The sequence below is a fragment of the Paucibacter soli genome (assembly GCF_037482845.1).
GTDB lineage: Bacteria > Pseudomonadota > Gammaproteobacteria > Burkholderiales > Burkholderiaceae_C > Paucibacter_B > Paucibacter_B soli.
Genome location: NZ_JBBHJW010000006.1, coordinates 170,953 through 188,547, shown reverse-complemented (window position 1 = coordinate 188,547; position 17,595 = coordinate 170,953). Strand labels below are relative to the sequence as shown.

Annotated in this window: 15 protein-coding genes; all 15 read right to left on the bottom strand. The window is 67.0% G+C overall.

Annotated elements, in window-relative coordinates; translation table 11 throughout:
* Positions 1-3: 3 nt before the first annotated feature.
* Complete coding sequence (locus tag WG898_RS14105) at positions 4-372, bottom strand: integration host factor subunit alpha (protein WP_339603443.1); 369 nt, start codon at positions 370-372, stop codon at positions 4-6.
* Between the two features lie 10 nt (positions 373-382).
* Entirely contained in the window at positions 383-2,809 is a 2,427-nt protein-coding gene (gene pheT, locus WG898_RS14100; RefSeq protein WP_339603442.1) for a phenylalanine--tRNA ligase subunit beta, read from the bottom strand.
* Between the two features lie 50 nt (positions 2,810-2,859).
* A complete protein-coding gene (gene pheS, locus WG898_RS14095) occupies positions 2,860-3,903 on the bottom strand; it encodes a phenylalanine--tRNA ligase subunit alpha (protein WP_339603441.1) in 1,044 nt (347 codons plus the stop codon).
* A gap of 126 nt (positions 3,904-4,029) precedes the next feature.
* The gene (gene rplT / locus WG898_RS14090; RefSeq protein ID WP_102766472.1) at positions 4,030-4,386 is read right to left on the bottom strand and encodes a 50S ribosomal protein L20; all 357 of its coding nucleotides are present in this window, start codon (positions 4,384-4,386) and stop codon (positions 4,030-4,032) included.
* 24 nt (positions 4,387-4,410) lie between these two features.
* The gene (gene rpmI, locus WG898_RS14085; RefSeq protein ID WP_339603440.1) at positions 4,411-4,614 is read right to left on the bottom strand and encodes a 50S ribosomal protein L35; all 204 of its coding nucleotides are present in this window, start codon (positions 4,612-4,614) and stop codon (positions 4,411-4,413) included.
* A 144-nt stretch (positions 4,615-4,758) separates the two neighbouring features.
* Positions 4,759-5,304: a translation initiation factor IF-3 gene (gene infC, locus WG898_RS14080; protein WP_339603565.1), complete on the bottom strand. Its 546-nt coding sequence runs from the start codon at positions 5,302-5,304 to the stop codon at positions 4,759-4,761.
* Between the two features lie 72 nt (positions 5,305-5,376).
* Positions 5,377-7,296, bottom strand: coding sequence for a threonine--tRNA ligase (gene thrS / locus WG898_RS14075; RefSeq protein WP_339603439.1), 1,920 nt, complete (start codon positions 7,294-7,296; stop codon positions 5,377-5,379).
* A 228-nt stretch (positions 7,297-7,524) separates the two neighbouring features.
* Complete coding sequence (locus tag WG898_RS14070) at positions 7,525-8,058, bottom strand: glycine zipper 2TM domain-containing protein (RefSeq protein ID WP_339603438.1); 534 nt, start codon at positions 8,056-8,058, stop codon at positions 7,525-7,527.
* Positions 8,059-8,144: 86 nt separating this feature from the next.
* Positions 8,145-9,227, bottom strand: coding sequence for a patatin-like phospholipase family protein (locus WG898_RS14065; RefSeq protein ID WP_339603437.1), 1,083 nt, complete (start codon positions 9,225-9,227; stop codon positions 8,145-8,147).
* A 15-nt stretch (positions 9,228-9,242) separates the two neighbouring features.
* Positions 9,243-11,438 (bottom strand): TonB-dependent receptor plug domain-containing protein, encoded by a 2,196-nt coding sequence (locus tag WG898_RS14060; protein ID WP_339603436.1) that lies wholly within the window; start codon positions 11,436-11,438, stop codon positions 9,243-9,245.
* Positions 11,439-11,450: 12 nt separating this feature from the next.
* A complete protein-coding gene (locus tag WG898_RS14055) occupies positions 11,451-13,799 on the bottom strand; it encodes a Tex family protein (RefSeq protein ID WP_339603435.1) in 2,349 nt (782 codons plus the stop codon).
* A 62-nt stretch (positions 13,800-13,861) separates the two neighbouring features.
* Entirely contained in the window at positions 13,862-14,614 is a 753-nt protein-coding gene (gene eutC / locus WG898_RS14050) for an ethanolamine ammonia-lyase subunit EutC (protein WP_339603434.1), read from the bottom strand.
* Positions 14,611-15,999 (bottom strand): ethanolamine ammonia-lyase subunit EutB, encoded by a 1,389-nt coding sequence (locus WG898_RS14045; RefSeq protein ID WP_339603433.1) that lies wholly within the window; start codon positions 15,997-15,999, stop codon positions 14,611-14,613. The genes eutC and WG898_RS14045 overlap by 4 nt, the downstream gene beginning before the upstream one ends.
* Before the next feature lie 54 nt (positions 16,000-16,053).
* Entirely contained in the window at positions 16,054-16,230 is a 177-nt protein-coding gene (locus WG898_RS14040) for a hypothetical protein (protein WP_339603432.1), read from the bottom strand.
* A gap of 36 nt (positions 16,231-16,266) precedes the next feature.
* Complete coding sequence (locus WG898_RS14035) at positions 16,267-17,574, bottom strand: BaiN/RdsA family NAD(P)/FAD-dependent oxidoreductase (protein WP_444718944.1); 1,308 nt, start codon at positions 17,572-17,574, stop codon at positions 16,267-16,269.
* Between the last annotated feature and the right edge of the window lie 21 nt (positions 17,575-17,595).

Here is a 17,595-nt window from a genome sequence, read left to right as displayed (position 1 = left end):
ACTCTACTCGAAGTCGTCTGCGACGGGGGCTTCCCCTTGTACCGCAGCTTTGAGTTTGTGGCTGGCATGAAAAGTAACCACATTCCTGGCCTTGATCGGAATCGCCTCGCCGGTGCGCGGATTGCGCCCTGGGCGCGGTGCCTTGCGGCGGATGTTGAAGTTGCCGAAGCCCGATAGCTTCACATCGCGCCCTTGCACCAGGCTGGCATGGATGATGTCGAAGAAGGCCTCGACCATGTCCTTGGATTCGCGCTTGTTGAGGCCCAGCTTGTCGAACAGCAGCTCGGCGAGCTCGGCCTTGGTCAGCGTAGGCGTCTCGAGGCTGGGCAGCAGCACGCGCGCGCCCTGCTCCTTGGAATCGTCGTCGCTCATCAGCATGTCCTCAGCCGCGCAGGCGCGCGCCCAGTTTGTCGCCCAGCGCGGCCACCACGGCCGCCACCGTTTGCTCAATGCGTTCGTCGGTCAAGGTGTTCTCGTCGTCCAGCAATTCCAGCCGCACGGCCATGCTGCGCTCGCCGTCCTTGAACTCGGCATTTGCCTGCGCTGGCTTGAACACATCAAAAAGTCTGGCCGAGCGTACCAGTCCGCTTGGCACGCTGCTAATGGCCTGCATCAAGGAATCATGCGTGACCTGCTCGCCCACGATCACGGCCAGATCGCGCAGCACGGCCTGCTGGCGCGGTACGCCCTGCCCTGCCGGCAGGCTGCGCGCCAACACCGCGTCGAGATCCAGTTCAAACAGAATGGGTGCGCTGGGCAGCTCGTAGCCCTGGCGCCACTTGGGATGCAGCTCGCCCAGCACGCCGATGTCGCGGCCGTCCAGTTCCACGCGCGCGCTGCGGCCCGGATGCAGCGCCGGATGATCGGCCGCCACAAAGCGCAGCTGGCGCGGCGCGAACAAGGCCTCCAGATCGCCTTTCACGTCAAAGAAGTCCACCGCGCGCTCGCGCTGGCTCCATTGCTGCTGCTCGGCCGGGCCCCAGGCCAGGCCGCCCAGGCGCAGCGGCTGGGCCACGCCGTTGACGCTCGCATCGCCCTGCGCCACGGAGGCGTCGCGCAGGAACACGCGGCCAATCTCAAACACGCGCACGCGCGGCGCCTTGCGCGTCAGGTTGTAGCGCAGCACGTTGAGCAGGCTGCCCAGCAGGCTGGTGCGCATCACCGAGAGCGGCGCCGCAATCGGGTTCAGCAGGCGGATCGGCTCCTGGTTGCCTGCCAGCTCCTGCTCCCAGCGCGCTTCGACGAAGCTGAAGTTGATGGTCTCGAAGTAGTCGCGTGCCGCCACCGCATGGCGCAGCGCGTGCACGCCGCGGCGTGCTTCCGAGCGTGTCTTGCCGACGATGGGAGCCAGCGGCGGCGTGGCCGGCAGCTTGGGGTAGCCGAGCACGCGGATGACTTCCTCGATCAGGTCTTCCTCGATCTGGATGTCGAAGCGCCAGCTCGGCGGCGTCACCGTCAGCACGCCGGGCTGCTCGCTGAACGCCAGGCCCAGGCGCTGGAACACGCTGACGCAATCGGCCTGCGTGATCGGCATGCCGATGACCTTGGCGGCACGCGCCACGCGCAGCTGCACCGGTTTGCGCTCGGGCAGGGCCAGGGTCTGATCGTTCAGCGGGCCGGCCTCGCCGCCGCAGACGTCGAGAATCAGCTGGGTGATGCGCTCGATATGCTCGGCGATGGTGGCGGGGTCCACGCCGCGCTCGAAGCGATGCCCGGCATCGGTGGAGAAGTTGTAGCGGCGGCCGCGGCCCATCACCGCCTCGGGCCACCAGAATGCCGCCTCGACATAGACATGGCGCGTCTCATCCGACACCGCGCTGGCATCGCCACCCATGATGCCGGCCAACGACTCGACCTGCTCGGCGTCGGCGATCACGCCCACCTTATCGTCCAGCTCGATGGTATTGCCGTTCAGCAGCTTGAGCGTCTCGCCCGGCCGGCCCCAACGCACCACCAGCTCCTTGCTGATCTTGTCCAGATCGAAGATATGCGAGGGGCGGCCGTATTCGAACATCACATAGTTGGAGATGTCCACCAGCGCCGTCACCGAGCGCTGGCCGCAGCGTGCCAGACGCTCCACCATCCAGGCAGGCGTCTTCGCCTTGGTGTTGACGCCGCGCACGATGCGGCCGGCGAAGCGGCCGCACAGATCGGGCGCCTCCACGCGCACTGGCAGCTGGTCCTGGTGCTTGGGCACCACCGGCGGGAAGGCCGGAGTCTGCAACGGCGTGCCGGTCAGCGCCGCGACCTCGCGCGCGATGCCGTAGACGCTCAGGCCATGGCCCAGATTGGGCGTGAGCTTGAGGGTGAAGAGGGTGTCGTCGAGATTCAGGTGCGCGCGAATGTCTTGACCGACCGGCGCGGCAGCGTCCAGCTCAAGCAGGCCGCCATGCTCGTCGCTGAGCTTGAGCTCGCGCGCCGAGCACAGCATGCCGTAGCTTTCCACGCCGCGCAGCTTGCCGATCTTGATCTGGAAGGGCTTGCCGTCCTCGCCCGGGGGCAGTTCGGCGCCCACGGTGGCCAGCGGCACCTTGATGCCGGCACGCGCGTTGGGTGCGCCGCAGACGATCTGCAAGGGCTCCCCATTGTTGAAGTGAGCACCGGCATTGACCTTGCAGACGCGCAACTTGTCGGCGTTAGGGTGCTGCTCGGCCTCCAGGATCTCGGCCACCACGATGCCATGGAAAGGCGGCGCGGCGGGACGCAGCTCCTCCACCTCCATGCCGGACATGGTGAGCAGATGGGCCAGCTCTTGGGTATTCAGGGGCGGATTGCAGAAGCTCCGCAGCCAGGACTCGGGGAATTGCATGTCTTGTTCTCTTCAGGCTTGTTCGGTGGTGGGCGGTCGCGGCGTCTCGTTCACTTGAACTGGGACAGGAAGCGCAGATCGCCATCAAAGAACAGGCGCAGGTCGTTCACGCCATAGCGCAGCATGGCCAGGCGGTCGATGCCCGAGCCGAAGGCGAAGCCGATATAACGCTCCGGGTCCAGGCCCATATTGCGTATCACCTGGGGATGCACCTGGCCGGCACCGGAGACCTCCAGCCAGCGGCCCTTCAGCGGGCCGGACTCGAACATGATGTCGATCTCGGCGCTGGGCTCGGTAAAGGGGAAGTAGCTGGGGCGGAAGCGCAGCTCCAGCTCGTCGGTCTCGAAGAAGGCGGTGATGAAGTTCAGATAGACCGACTTCAGATCCTTGAAGCTGATGTTCTCACCCACCCACAGGCCCTCGACCTGGTGGAACATGGGCGAATGGGTGGCATCGCTGTCCACACGGTAGGTGCGGCCGGGGGCAATGACACGGATCTCCGGCATGCTCGCCTGTCCCGCATAACGCCTTGCATGCGCCTGCGCGTAGCGGATCTGCATCGGCGAGGTGTGCGGGCGCAGATTGAACCAGCGGCCCTGCTCGTCCTTCATGTCGACGTAGAAGGTGTCCTGCATCGAACGTGCCGGGTGGTTCTCGGGGTTGTTCAGCGCCGAGAAACTGAACCAGTCGGTCTCGATCTCGGGGCCGTCGGCAACGTCGAAACCCATCGAAGCGAAGATGGCCTCGATGCGCTCCATCGCGCGCGTGATCGGGTGCAGGCCGCCGGTGCCACGCTGGCGGCCGGGCAGGCTGACGTCCAGCGCCTCGGCCTTCAGTTGCAGGGCCAGTTCGGCGTCGGCCAGCTGCTGACGGCGCGCGTTCAGCGCCGCCTCGATGCCGGACTTCAGCACATTGATTTCGGCGCCGCGACTTTTCTTCTCTTCAATTGGTAGCGCGGCCAGCCCCTTCATCAGCTCGGTCACGCGACCGGACTTGCCGACAAAACGCGCCTTGGCGTTCTCCAGGTCGGCGGGCGTGGTGGCGGCGGCGAATTCCGTCTGCGCCTGTTGCAGCAATTGATCGAGATCGTTCATCGCGGGGCGATCGTTCTATTCGGAAGCAAATAAGAAAAGGCCGAGCACCAGGGGTGTCGGCCTTTAAGGGGCGCGCCCCGGCGTGCACCGGGGCAGCCGCTGCCGCACAAGGCGGCAGGCGGGCAATTAAGCGAGAGCGGCCTTCACCTTGGCGAAGATGCTGGCAAAACCAGCAGGATCGTTGACGGCGAGATCGGCCAGGACCTTGCGGTCGATGTCGATCTGAGCCTTCTTCAGGCCAGCCACGAACTTGCTGTAGGTCAGTCCCAGACCGCGGCTTGCGGCGTTGATACGCGCAATCCACAGGGCACGGAACACGCGCTTCTTGGCACGGCGGTCACGGTAGGCGTACTGGCCCGCCTTCATCACCGCCTGCTTGGCGATGCGGAAGACGTTCTTACGACGACCACGGAAGCCCTTGGCCAGAGCCAGGACCTTCTTGTGACGAGCACGGGCGGTTACACCACGTTTGACGCGAGGCATGTTGTATCTCCTTGAATATGTGGATTACAGACCAGCAAAGGGCAGCATCTGAGCGATGTGACCCATGTTGGTTTCATGCACGTTCGTCGCACCACGCAGATGGCGCTTGTTCTTCGTGGTCTTCTTGGTCAGGATGTGGCGCTTGAACGCCTGACCGCGCTTGACGGTGCCACCCGGACGCACGCGAAAACGCTTCTTCGCGCTGCTCTTGGTCTTCATTTTGGGCATGTTATTGCTCCTTTTAAGTATGTCCCAGGGGCGGCCTCGATTCACTCGCTGCACTTGTTGGCCTCTGGAGACTAATAAACCCGCCGACGACCAGATCGACGGGTCAGAACCGCAAAGCCCCGGCTCGCGCCGAGGCCTGTCGTGTCAACGCTTCTTGGGCGCCAACACCATGATCATCTGCCGGCCTTCCAGCTTGGGCATGTTCTCGACCACGGCCACATCCGACAGCTCATCGCGAATGCGCTCCAACAAGCGCATGCCGATGTCCTGGTGGGTGATTTCGCGGCCGCGATAACGCAGCGTCACCTTGCCCTTGTCACCGTCCTCGGCGATGAAGCGGCGCAGATTGCGCATCTTGATCTGGTAGTCGCCCTCGTCCGTACCCGGGCGGAACTTGACTTCCTTGATCTCGATGACCTTCTGCTTGGCCTTGGCCTCGGCAGCACGCTTCTGCTCCTGGTACTTGAACTTGCCGTAGTCCATCAACCGGCACACGGGCGGGTTGGCGGTGGCAGAGATCTCGACCAAGTCCACATCCAGCTCGCCCGCCATGCGCAGGGCTTCCTGGATGCTCACAACCCCGATGGGCTCGTTTTCCGGGCCATTCAGGCGGACTTCGGGAGCAAGAATTTCACGGTTCAGCCGATGCTTGCGCTCGGGAATCGCACGACGGTCAGCAAAAGTAGCGATGGTGCCACCCTTTCAATAAACCCAAGGCAGGGGCTCGGACAAAAGCAAAAACGCGCCCAGCTCTCAACCTCTTCAGGTCTTGGCCGCAATGTCGCTGGTGACCTTCGCGATGAAGTCTTCCAGCGCCATCACACCCAGATCTTGGTTGCCACGGGCGCGCACCGCAACGGCTCCATTTGCCTTCTCCTTGTCGCCAACGACCAGGATGAACGGAACCTTTTGCAAGGAATGCTCGCGGATTTTATACGTGATTTTCTCGTTCCGCAAATCGCTTGAGACCCTAAGCCCTTGTTTTTGCAGCGATTTCACGATTTCCGCGACGTATTCGGCCTGCGCGTCGGTGATATTGGCCACCACCACCTGGGTCGGCGCCAGCCAGGCCGGCAGCGCGCCGGCATGCTGTTCGATCAGAATGCCGATGAAGCGCTCCAGGCTGCCGACGATGGCCCGGTGCAGCATCACGGGCGTCTTGCGCTCGCCATGCTCGTCCACATACTCGGCGCCTAGGCGGCCGGGCATCGAGAAATCCACCTGCATGGTGCCGCACTGCCATTGGCGACCCAGCGCATCCTTGAGCGTGTACTCGATCTTGGGGCCGTAGAAGGCGCCGTCGCCGGGGGCGATCACGACCTCGACACCCGAGGCGCGCAGCGATTCCATCAAGGCATGCTCGGCCTTGTCCCACACCTCGTCCGAGCCGATGCGGGCCTCGGGGCGCGTGGCCACCTTGTAGATGATGTCGGTGAAGCCGAAGTCCTTGTAGACCTTTTGCAGCAGCGCCGTGTAGTTGACGCATTCCTGCAGGATCTGGTCTTCGGTGCAGAAGATATGGCCATCGTCTTGCGTGAACCCGCGCACGCGCATGATGCCGTGCAGGCCGCCGGTGGGCTCGTTGCGATGGCATTGGCCGAACTCGCCGAAGCGCAGCGGCAGGTCGCGGTAGCTCTTGATGCCGTGCTTGAAGATCAGGATGTGACCGGGGCAATTCATCGGCTTGAGCGCATAGTCGCGCTTTTCCGATTCGGTCGTGAACATATTGTCGCGGTACTTGTCCCAGTGGCCGGTGGCCTCCCAGAGCGTCTTGTCCAGCAGCTGCGGGCCCTTGACCTCCTGGTAGCCGTTGTCGCGATAGACCGCGCGCATGTACTGCTCGACCTGCTGCCAGACCGTCCAGCCCTTGGGGTGCCAGAACACCACACCGGGCGCGTGCTCGTCGATGTGGAAGAGCTCCAGCTCCTTGCCCAGCTTGCGGTGGTCGCGCTTCTCGGCCTCCTCCAGCATCACGAGGTATTTGGCCAGGTCGTCCTTGCTGGCCCAGGCCGTGCCGTAGATGCGCTGCAGCTGCTCGTTGCGATGATCACCGCGCCAGTAAGCGCCGGCCACCTTCATCAGCTTGAAATGCTTGAGCTTGCCCGTCGAGGGCACATGCGGGCCGCGGCACAGGTCGGTGAAGGCACCCTCGGCGTACAGCGACACGTCCTGGTCGGCCGGAATGCTCTCGATGATCTCGGCCTTGTAGGCCTCGCCGATGCCCTTGAAGTAGCTCACGGCTTCGTCACGCGGCAGCACCGAGCGGACGATCTTCTCGTCCTTCCTGGCCAGCTCGGCCATCTTGGCCTCGATGGCGGCCAGGTCCTCGGGCGTGAAGGGCCGCTTGTAGGCAAAGTCGTAATAGAAGCCATGCTCGATCACCGGGCCTATGGTGACCTGGGCCTCGGGGAACAGCTCCTTCACCGCGTAGGCCAGCAGGTGGGCCGTCGAGTGGCGTATCACCTCCAGGCCATCGGCATCCTTGTCGGTGATGATGGCCAGCTGCGTATCGGCCTCTATCAGATGGCTGGTGTCCACCAGGCGGGCGGCATCGCCCTGCCCCACGCGGCCGGCCAGCGCGGCCTTGGCCAGGCCGGCACCGATGGAAGCAGCCACCTCGGCCACCGTGACGGACTGGGCAAACTCGCGCTTGGAACCGTCGGGCAATTGAATAGAAATCATGGGATATGTACTCCAGAAAGCAAAAAAGCGCGGCCACTTGCCGCGCTTCCTTGTTCAAGGCCGGAGCCTGCGCTTCCAGCTGAGATGAGACGTGACGAGCCGCGGCCGACTAAACCCTGACAGTGGAGGTCGTAGTTCGCGGTGTCATAACCAAGTCGCCTTTCTCAGCCCTTGTGCGTTGATCGTGCGCCGATTGTAGGCGAGGCCCGGGCCGGGCCGTCAAGCGCATCACCAGCGCTGCAGGCGGCCGTCAATCACACGCACCCGCTCGCCCACCCGGAGGCCGTCCAGGCGTTCGAAATCAAAGGCCTGCTCGCCGGCGCCCTCCAGGCGAACCCAGACGCGATAGCGCACCTGAACGCGCCGCTCCTCGCGTCGCCCCTCCTGGCGCTCGATCTCGTTGCCGATCACGGCGCCCGCCACGGCGCCGATCACGGTCGCGGCGGCGCGCCCTTCGCCGCGCCCCATCTGATTGCCCACCACGCCGCCGATGACGCCACCCACCACGGCGCCGGCCCCGCTGCTGCCCGAGCGTTCGTGCTGGTCGCGACCCTCATGGCGGCTCTCACGCCCATCGACCAGTTGTTCGATGCTGCGCACATAGCCGTACTGGACGAACTGCTGCGCGCCGCGGTAGTCCGCTCCGTAATAGCCTTGCGGATAAGCCCGCTGCTCACGCGGGCCATGGGCACATGCGGACAGGCTCAACAGCCCGATCACCAGGCATGAGCCCAGCAGTCTTGAGCACGAAACGGCCATCATCGGACCCTCCAAGAAACGATCTGACCCAGACCTAACGCCGCCAGCGGCGCCCGGGTTGTCAGCCGCTTACGTTTGTTACCAAGGCTTCAGAGCGGCAAGGCCTCGATGCCATCCTGGAGGCAGGCACTCGCAAACTCGTCGCGCAGACGCTGACTCTCCGCAATAGCCCGCCGCCAGGCGGCGGCGCGCGCGGCCACATCGTCGCCGTAATATATGAAGTCCGCACGGTCCGGCAGCTTGGCGCGCGGCAGACCGGCCACCCATTCGGGCCGCGGGGCCAGCAGCACCACATTGTCCAGAAACGCCGAGGCGCGATGCCGGTGCGTGAGCGCCTTGTCCAGCCAGCCCGGGATGAGTTCGCGCTGGAAATGCGGGTACAGCACCAGGCCGTCGCCCAGCATGGCGGCGTAGTTCAGGTGCAGGTGGTAGTCGGTGATACCGCCATCCCAGTAGGGGCCGGCGGGTGCGCCAGCGATGTCGTGCACGGCGCGCAGCCAGAACGGGATCGAGCAGCTCGCCAGCATGGCAGCCTGGAGGTTCGCGGCGCTCAGCGCCACCTGCCGGCTGCGGTAATCGTGCAAGGGCATGGGCAGCGGCGCGCGCGGGTCCGAGAACACCACGCGCTCCAGCCAGCCGCCCATGGCGCGGCGCGACAGGGCGTTGGCGGCAAAGGCCGCGCCATAGCCCAGCGGCGTGCGCCAGCGGCTCTCGCGCGCCAGCAGATGGCGGCCGCGCGAGGTGAACACATGCAGACGCCAGCGCGGGTGGGCCAGCAGCTCGGCCTCGCGGCCATCGAAGATCGCAGCCAGCGTGGCGGCAAAACCTCGGCTCACCGTGCCGGCATCGGGCTGCCTGCCCGGCGGGCTCTCGTAGCGCTGCGTCACATAGGCCTCGGCCATGCGCTCGAACTCGCGCGCCGCCGTGGCGCCATCGCGCGCCAGGCAGGCCGTGGCCATTCGCCAGCAGCCGATCGAGGCGCCCAGCAGATGCACCTCCTGGGCGCTCGCGGCCAGCCACTCGCCGAAGATGAATTGGTCCAGCGGATTCAGGATCAGACCCTTGGGTCCGCCCGCCGCCGCGGGGATCACCCGCACATCGCCGGGCCGCAGGCCGCGCTCGGCCAAACGGGCGCGCGCCCGTGGACCGGCGAAGATCTGCAAGGCCTGCATAGCGCCGCGCTGCTCTTACAGCTTCATTTCCAGATTCAGGCCGAACCAGCCGCGGCCCTCACGCGTGCTGCTGCTGCCGTAACCGCTGGCCAACCGGGTCGCCGCACGGGTCTGCACCGGGGCGAAGTTGTTGGCCGAGGCACGCAGCGACAGCTGGCGGCTGAAGCTCCATTGGGCAAACATGTCCAGCGAACGCGTGCGCGTGACATCCAGCGCCTGCAAGGCCGTCTGCTGGGTCGCGTAACCGGGCGTGTAGGCCAGGCTCGCCCCCATATTGAGCGGCAGCGCGCTGACGCGGTAGTCGAAACCCAGGCTGGCCGACCAGGGTTGCTGGCTGTCCAGGCGGTTGTTGGGGCCCAGCACCGCGTCCACCCTGGAGTGGTAGAAATTCAGCGCCGCACGCAGATTCAGTGCCAGCTTGGGATCGAAGAGCGCGGGCATCAACTCGCCGGCACGGCCCTTCATCTCCAACTCAAGGCCCATGCTGTGCGCCTTGGAGAAATTCACCGGCTGCGTCAGGTAGCGCTGCACCGGCGACCACGACACGGTCTGCAGCGAGGTGACGTTACGTATCAGCTCGTTCACATGGCGGTAAAAGCCGCCCACGCTGATCATGCCGCCGCCGGCCAGGTAGGTCTCGAAGGCGATGTCCAGGCCGGTGGCCAGCTCGGGCTTGAGCGCGGGATTGCCCATTCGATCTGGCGCCAGCTCGGTATTGGCCATGCCGGTGTCGGGGAACAGGCTGCTCAGCGACGGCCGCGCCAGCAAGGCGCTCAGGTCCGGCGCCTTGTAGCTGCGCGTCACCGAGGCGCGTATCAAGTCGCGCCCCTTGGCGTCGAGCTTGTAGTTCAGATGCCAGACCGGCGTGATCACCCGGCTGGTGTTGCGCACCTGCTCGCCCAGGCCCACGCTCTTGGTGGCGATGCGCTCGCCGCGCAGGCCCAGATAGGTGGACCATTGCGGCGAGAGCTCCCATTCGTCCTGCACGAACAGGGCCTGACGCTGGATGCGTGCACCAAAGGGCTGGCCGTCGAACTCGGGCAGCTGCGGCCGGCCCAGCTCGGTGACCGTGCGCTCCTCCTCGCGCCTGCGCCATTCCAGGTCCCAGCCCAGCGTCAGGCTATGGGCATCGCCCAGCAACTGGGCGAACTTGCCGGCCTGGCTCAGACTGCGGTCATGGTTGTTGCCCGCCGTGTGGCGCTGGTCGGCGCCGGCGCGGAAGGTCAGGATGTCGAAGATGCTCTTGGAGTCGCCCGCGCCGGCCTTGAGCTCGACGCGCTGGCTGTCGCTGAAGCGGTTCACATACTGCGCATTGGCGCGCAGGTTCTGCCAGATGCCATGGCTGTAGGCGTCGTCGTCGACGCTGGCATTGGGCGTGACGGCCTCGTTGCGATAGAACTGCCGGTTGTTCCAGTAGCCGCGCTGGGCAAAGCCCTGCAGGCTCAGCGTCTGCTCGTCGCTCAGGCGCCAGTTGGCGCGCGGCGCGCTGTTGAAACCATGGCCCCAGACCGGCTGCAGCTGGTGCTGGACCGAGCTGGCCGGCCTGCCATCGGCGCCGGGCATGCTGCGCGCCTGCGTCGATTCATTCAGGCTGCGCCACTCGAATGCCGACACCGGCAGCGACAGGGCCAGCGGTCCCAGCGTCTCGCCGAAGGTGAAGGTGGCCGAGGGCGTGGGCCGCACCGCGCTATAGCCCAGGCCCAGGCGCAGATCGCGCTGGGTCACGCGCGGTGCGTCCTTCAGGATGATGTTGATCGCGCCGGCCACGGCCTGCGCGCTCTGGTCGGCGGTGGGGCCCTTGGTGACCTCGATGCGCTCCACCTGCGCGGGGTTGAGCTGGTCCAGCTGAAAGCCGGGCGGCGCCGGATCGCCGTTGATGAGTATCAGCGTGTAGCCGGCGCCCAGGCCGCGCATGCGCGGCGCACCGCCGGCCAGGTCCACGCCGGGCAGGCGCTTGAGCACATCGGCCACATTGGTGTCGCCGTACTTGTCAAGCTCCTCGCGGCCGTAGATCTGCTTGGCCACGCTGGCCTTGCGGCGCAGGTCGGTATCGCTCTGGCGGCTGGAACTGATTTCGACCCGCTCCAGCTTGGCACCCGCCGGCCGCTGCTGCGGCTCGCCCACCCCGGGGGGCAGGTCTTGCGCACCCGCCCGTGGCGCCAGCATCGCCAGCAGCACGGCACAAACAAGGGGCGGGGCGGCAGGTTTCAAGTGGGACTCCAGTCAGCGCTTGGTTTGCAGCTTGGCGAAGGCTGCGGCCATGGCATTGCCACCGCCGGCCGCCGGTGCGGCCTGCGCGCGGCCGCCGCTCGGCGCCCGCTCGTTGCGCGCCGCGGGTCTGAAGCCATTGTCCTGCGCCCGGCGCTCGCCGCGCGGCGCCGCTGAAGCATCGAGCTTCATGGTCAGCGAGATGCGCTTGCGCGCCAGGTCCACCTCCAGCACCTTGACCTTGACGATGTCGCCGGTCTTCACCACCTCGCGCGCATCGCTGACGAATTTGTTGGCGAGCTGGCTCACATGCACCAGCCCGTCCTGGTGCACCCCCAGGTCCACGAAGGCACCGAACTGCGCCACGTTGGAGACCGTGCCCTCCAGCACCATGCCCTCGACCAGGTCCTTGATGTCGTCCACGCCCTCGTTAAAGCGCGCCACCTTGAAGTCAGGGCGCGGGTCGCGGCCGGGCTTCTCCAGCTCAGCAAAGATGTCCTTGACCGTGATAGCACCGAACTTCTCATCGGCAAAGGCCTCGGGCTTGAGCGCACGAATCACATCGCTGCGGCCCATCACCTCGGCCGCCGGCCGGCCCAACTGGGCCAGCACGCGCTGCACCAGCGGATAGGTCTCGGGGTGCACGCCCGAGAGGTCCAGCGGGTTGTCGCCATCGCGGATGCGCAGAAAGCCCGCCGCCTGCTCGAAGGTCTTGGGGCCCAGGCCGCTCACGTCCAGCAGCTGCTGGCGGTTCTTGAAAGCCCCATGCGTGTCGCGCCAACGCACGATGCTGGCTGCCACCGCGTTGGAGAGGCCCGAGACGCGCGACAGCAGCGGCGCCGACGCGGTGTTGAGGTCCACGCCCACCGAGTTGACGCAGTCTTCCACCACCGCGTCCAGGGTCTTGGCCAGCTCGCTCTGGTTCACATCGTGCTGGTACTGGCCCACGCCTATGCTCTTGGGATCGATCTTCACCAGCTCGGCGAGCGGATCCTGCAGGCGGCGTGCGATCGAGACCGCACCGCGCAGGCTCACGTCCAGATCGGGCAGCTCCTTGGAGGCGAACTCCGAGGCCGAGTACACGGAGGCGCCGGCCTCGCTCACCACCACCTTGTCGATCAGAGTACCCGGGGCCAGCTGCTGTATGCGTTTGATCAGGTCGGCGGCCAGCTTGTCGGTCTCGCGGCTCGCCGTGCCGTTGCCGATCGCGATCAGGTTCACGCCATGCGTGGCCACCAAGCGCGCCAGCGTGTGCAGCGAGCCTTCCCAGTCCTTGCGCGGCTCGTGCGGGTAGACGGTGTGGGTGTCCAGCACGCGGCCGGTGTCGCTCACCACCGCCACCTTCACGCCGGTGCGGATGCCGGGGTCCAGGCCCATCACCACGCGCTTGCCCGCGGGCGCGGCCAAGAGCAGATCGCGCAGGTTCTCGGCGAACACCTTGATCGCGACCTTCTCGGCATCATCACGAAGACGCGCAAAGAGATCACGTTCCAGGCTCATCGAGAGCTTGACCTTCCAGGTCCAGGCCACGGTCTTGCGCAAGAGCTCATCGCTGGCGCGCTTGCCATGACTCCAGCCGAGGTGGCGCGCGATGCGGCCTTCGGCCAGGCCAGGCTGTCCGGCCACGACTTCCTCGTCCAGCACCAGCTTGGCATCCAGGAATTCCTGGGTGCGGCCGCGAAACACCGCCAGCGCGCGGTGCGAGGGCACGGTGCGGATGGGCTCGGCGTAATCGAAATAGTCGCGGAACTTCGAAATGTCGGGGTTGTTCTCGTCCTTGCCGTCCATCAGCTTGGACTGGAACAGGCCCTCTTCCCACAGCCACTCGCGCAGCTTGCCGATCAAGAGGGCATCCTCGGCCCAGCGCTCGGAGAGCAGGTCGCGCACGCCGTCCAGCACCGCGAAAGCGTCGGCAAAGCCCAGCTCGGCATTCACAAAGGCGGCGGCCTCGGCCAGCGGGTCCAGCGTGGGGTCGGCAAACAGCTTGTCGGCCAAGGGCTCCAGGCCGGCCTCGCGGGCGATCATGCCCTTGGTGCGGCGCTTTTGCTTGTAGGGAAGGTAGAGGTCTTCGAGCTCCTGCTTGGTCGGCGCGGCCTCGATGGCCTGGCGCAGCTCGGGCGTGAGCTTGCCCTGCTCGGCTATGCTCTTGAGCACCGCGGTGCGGCGCTCCTCGAGCTCGCGCAGATAGCCCAGGCGCGACTCGAGTTCGCGCAGCTGGATGTCGTCGAGGCCGTCGGTGGCCTCCTTGCGGTAACGGGCGATGAAGGGCACGGTGGCCCCGCCATCGAGCAGCTCCACGGCGGCGTGGATCTGGGCCGGGCGAACCTTCAGTTCGGCGGCAATCTGAAGCAGGATCTTGTCCAAAACGTCGGGGATCGGCTGAATGCGAAGCGCGCGAGTTTGCCACAGCGGGCCATGCAGCGGCGTCAGCGCGCCAGCATCAGGGTCTCGCTCTCGTCCTTCAGCCCCACCCCCGTGAGGCGGCGGCGCAGGGCCTCGCGCAAGAGCCAGTTCAGCCGCAAGGCCGCCAGCTCGGGCGCCAGGCCTTGCGGGCGGATATTGCTGATGCAGTTGCGCTGGGCGTCAAAGCAGCCCAGGCGCGGCGCATGGGTGAGGTAGGCGCCCAGGCTGTCGGGCGAGGAGAGCCCGGGACGCTCGCCAATCAGCACCAGCGCCAGGCGCGCGCCCAGCAGCGCGCCGGCCTCGTCGGCCAGGGCCACACGGGCCTGGCTGGCAACCAGCAGCGGCGCCAACGTGAACTCGCCGCCCAGGGCCGCAAGCAGCGCCCGCAGCAGCGGCAGCGCATGCGCCTGCACCGCCTGTGCCGAGAGCCCGTCGCCCAGCACGATGAGTAGGTCGGCGCCGGCCTGGCCCAGCGCCTCCAGGCGCTCGGCACTCGGCGCGTCCAGCCGGCGGCCCAGGTCGGGTCGGCGCAGATAGGTCGCGCGGTCGGCGGCGCGGCTGGCCACTCGCAGCGAGGCCCAGCCATCCGCCTGCAAGCTCGCCTGCAGCGCCGGCAGGTCCAGGGCCTGATGCACGGCGTCGCGCGCCCGCGCATGGGCGGCCGCGAAGGTCAGCAGCTCGCGCGTGGGCAGGCTGCTGCCAGCGCGGCCCAGGGCGATGCGTGCCGGTGTGTAGTGGCGCAACTCGGCCCAGGGATCCAGCGGCGTGCGGCTCATAGCGATGTCAGCAGACGCTGCAGCGCCGCCGCCAGGGCCGGTTGCGCGGGCGCTGGCAGCAGCGCGCCCGCGGCATCGGTGATCTGCATCGCATGCAGCCAAGCCTCGAACTCGGGCGCGCGGCGCAGCCCCAACAACTGGCGCACGAACAGGGCGTCGTGGAAGGAACTGCTCTGGTAGTTCAGCATCACATCGTCGGCGCCCGGCACGCCCATCATGAAATGGAGGCCGGCGCTGGCCAGCAGCACCAGCAGGTTGTCCATATCGTCCTGGTCGGCCTCGGCATGGTTGGTGTAGCAGATGTCGCAGCCCATGGGCAGGCCCAGCAGCTTGCCGCAGAAGTGGTCTTCCAGCCCGGCGCGGATGATCTGCTTGCCGTCGACCAGATATTCCGGTCCGATGAAGCCCACCACCGTATTGACCAGCAGGGGCTGGTAGCGACGCGCCACCGCATAGGCGCGCGCCTCCAGGGTCTGTTGGTCCACGCCATGGTGGGCATTGGCGGAGAGCGCAGAACCCTGCCCGGTCTCGAAATACATCAAATGCTCGCCGCCACGGCCCAGCGCACGCACCGCCGCATGGCCCTCGTCCAACAGCGCCAGGTTGATACCGAAGCTGCGCTGCGCGTCTTCGGTGCCGGCAATCGACTGGAACAGCAGATCCACCGGCGCGCCCTGCTCGATGGCCTGCAGGCCGTTGGTGAGATGGGTGAGCACGCAACTCTGGGTGGGGATGCGCTGGCGCGCGATCAGCTCGTCCAGCATCTGCAGCAGGCGCACCTGCGTGGCTACGCTGTCAGACGCCGGGTTGATGCCGATCACCGCGTCGCCCGCGCCATACATCAGGCCGTCGATGATGCTGGCCAGGATGCCGGCGGCATCGTCGGCGGGATGGTTGGGCTGCAGGCGCACCGCCAGCGTGCCGGGCAGGCCTATGGTCGACCGAAAGCGCGTCACAACGCGACAGCGGCTCGCCACCAGCAGCAGGTCCTGATTGCGCATCAGCTTGCTCACCGCCGCCACCATCTCGGGCGTCAGCCCGGGCGCCAGTGCCGCCAGGCTGGTGGCGTCGGCCGCGGGCGACAGCAGCCAGTCGCGCCACTCGCCCACCGTCAGGTGCGCCACCGGCGCAAAGGCGGCTGCCTTGTGGCCGTCGATGATGAGGCGCGTGATCTCATCGGCCTCGTAGGGCACCAGGGCCTCGTGCAGAAAGGCCTTGAGCGGCAGCTCGGCCAGCGCGAAGCGTGCCGCCACCCGCTCGGTAGCGTCGTGCGCGGCCAGCCCGGCGAGCTCGTCACCCGAACGCGCCGGGCTGGCCTTGGCCATCAGCTCGCGCAGATCGGCAAAGTGGTAAGTCTGGGTCCCTAGGCGGCTTCGGTATCCCATGGCGGCGGACTCCGGTGAGCCCACAGGGTAGCAGCAAGTGCTTCAGTTGACGGCTCAGCGGATGGCGGGCGAGGCCTGCGCCCGGGCCAGGCCGTTGAGCAACGGGTCGGTGTAGTCAAGACCTGCCCCCTCCAGGTGGCCGGCCAGGCGGCGCCAATAGCTGGCATCGCCCTCCAGGGTGACGCCCAGGTCGTACCAGCCGCTGCCGTCGATGCGCTTGCCGCCCGCCACCTCGCCCTGGCCGGCATGGCCAAGGTGCTGCGGCCGCTAGCGCCCCAGGTAGCGCGCCGCGCCCTCGCCTGCCACCCAGCCGCTGGCCATGCTGGCGGTGAGCAGATAGCCGCCGGTGGGGGCCTCCCAGTCCAGCATCTCGCCGGCGCAGAACAGCCCTGGCATGCGCTTGAGCATCAGCTGGGCGTCCAGCTCGTTCAGGCACACACCACCGGCGCTGCTGATGGCCTCGGCCACCGGGCGCGGGCGCAGCAGCGTCAAAGGCAGGGCCTTGAGGGTGCGCGCCAGGCAGGCGGTATCGAGGTACTCGGCCTTGCTGAGCACCTCGTGAAGCAGGCCCGACTTGAGACCATCGATGCCAAGCCGGCTCTTCAGGTGCGTGGACATCGAGCGCGTGCCGCGCCCGCGCGCCACCTCGGCGGCCACCTGGGCCTCGCTGCGGCCGGGCAGCAGGTCCAGATGAATGAGTGCCTCGCCAAACTCGGCGATCTCCTCGCGCAAGAGGCCGGAGGCCGCATAGATCAGCGAACCTTCCACGCCGCCCGCGGTGATGACGAACTCGCCCTGGCGCGCGAAGCGGCGCCCGCTGCGCCCCTCGAAATGCAGGGCCACCGGCTTGACCGGCAGGCCGGCGAAACGCTCGGCGAACAGAGGACTCCAGCCGGCCTCGGCCACCTCGGCGCGGCGCGGCCCCAGATCGAAGCCGCAGTTGGCCGGGCGCAGGCCAGCAACGTCCACACCACGCGCCGTCAGCAGCGGCACCCAAGCGGCGTTGGAGCCCAGCTGCGGCCAGGAAGCGCCGCCCAAGGCCAGCACCACCACATCGGCCGCCACGCCGAACTCCTGGCCGCCATGCGACAAGCGCAATTCGCGCGCCTCGTTCCAGCCCAGCCAATGGTGGCGCATATGAAAGCGCACGCCCGCCTCGCGCAGCCGGCTCAGCCAGGCACGCAGCAAGGGGGCGGCTTTCATGTCCACCGGGAACACCCGGCCGGAGCTGCCCACAAAGGTCGGCACGCCCAGGCCCTGGGCCCATTGGCGCAGGCCGGGGCCGTCCAGATGCGACAGCCAGTTCAGCACCTCGGCGCAGGGCTCGCCGCGGCCGGTGCGGTAGCGGCTGGCGAAGGCGTCCAGCGGCTCGGAATGGGTGAGGTTGAGGCCACCCTTGCCGGCCAGCAGGAACTTGCGCCCCACCGAAGCCATGCCGTCATAGACATCGACCCGCAGGCCCGCTGCGCTGAGGCGCTCGGCCGCCATCAGACCGGCAGGACCGCCGCCGATGACAACAGCGGATTGGGGACTGTTCGGGCTGGTTTGGGCGCTGGCGAAATTCATAACAGGCATGCATTTGGGGGCATCAGTGTG

Excerpts from the sequence above, each read along its gene's own strand:
- WG898_RS14105 (WP_339603443.1), bottom strand. The coding sequence starts at position 372 with ATGAGCGACGACGATTCCAAGGAGCAGGGCGCGCGCGTGCTGCTGCCC.
- pheT (WP_339603442.1), bottom strand. The coding sequence starts at position 2,809 with ATGCAATTCCCCGAGTCCTGGCTGCGGAGCTTCTGCAATCCGCCCCTG.
- pheS (WP_339603441.1), bottom strand. The coding sequence starts at position 3,903 with ATGAACGATCTCGATCAATTGCTGCAACAGGCGCAGACGGAATTCGCC.
- rplT (WP_102766472.1), bottom strand. The coding sequence starts at position 4,386 with ATGCCTCGCGTCAAACGTGGTGTAACCGCCCGTGCTCGTCACAAGAAG.
- rpmI (WP_339603440.1), bottom strand. The coding sequence starts at position 4,614 with ATGCCCAAAATGAAGACCAAGAGCAGCGCGAAGAAGCGTTTTCGCGTG.
- thrS (WP_339603439.1), bottom strand. The coding sequence starts at position 7,296 with ATGATTTCTATTCAATTGCCCGACGGTTCCAAGCGCGAGTTTGCCCAG.
- WG898_RS14070 (WP_339603438.1), bottom strand. The coding sequence starts at position 8,058 with ATGATGGCCGTTTCGTGCTCAAGACTGCTGGGCTCATGCCTGGTGATC.
- WG898_RS14065 (WP_339603437.1), bottom strand. The coding sequence starts at position 9,227 with ATGCAGGCCTTGCAGATCTTCGCCGGTCCACGGGCGCGCGCCCGTTTG.
- eutC (WP_339603434.1), bottom strand. The coding sequence starts at position 14,614 with ATGAGCCGCACGCCGCTGGATCCCTGGGCCGAGTTGCGCCACTACACA.
- WG898_RS14045 (WP_339603433.1), bottom strand. The coding sequence starts at position 15,999 with ATGGGATACCGAAGCCGCCTAGGGACCCAGACTTACCACTTTGCCGAT.
- WG898_RS14035 (WP_444718944.1), bottom strand. The coding sequence starts at position 17,574 with ATGCCTGTTATGAATTTCGCCAGCGCCCAAACCAGCCCGAACAGTCCC.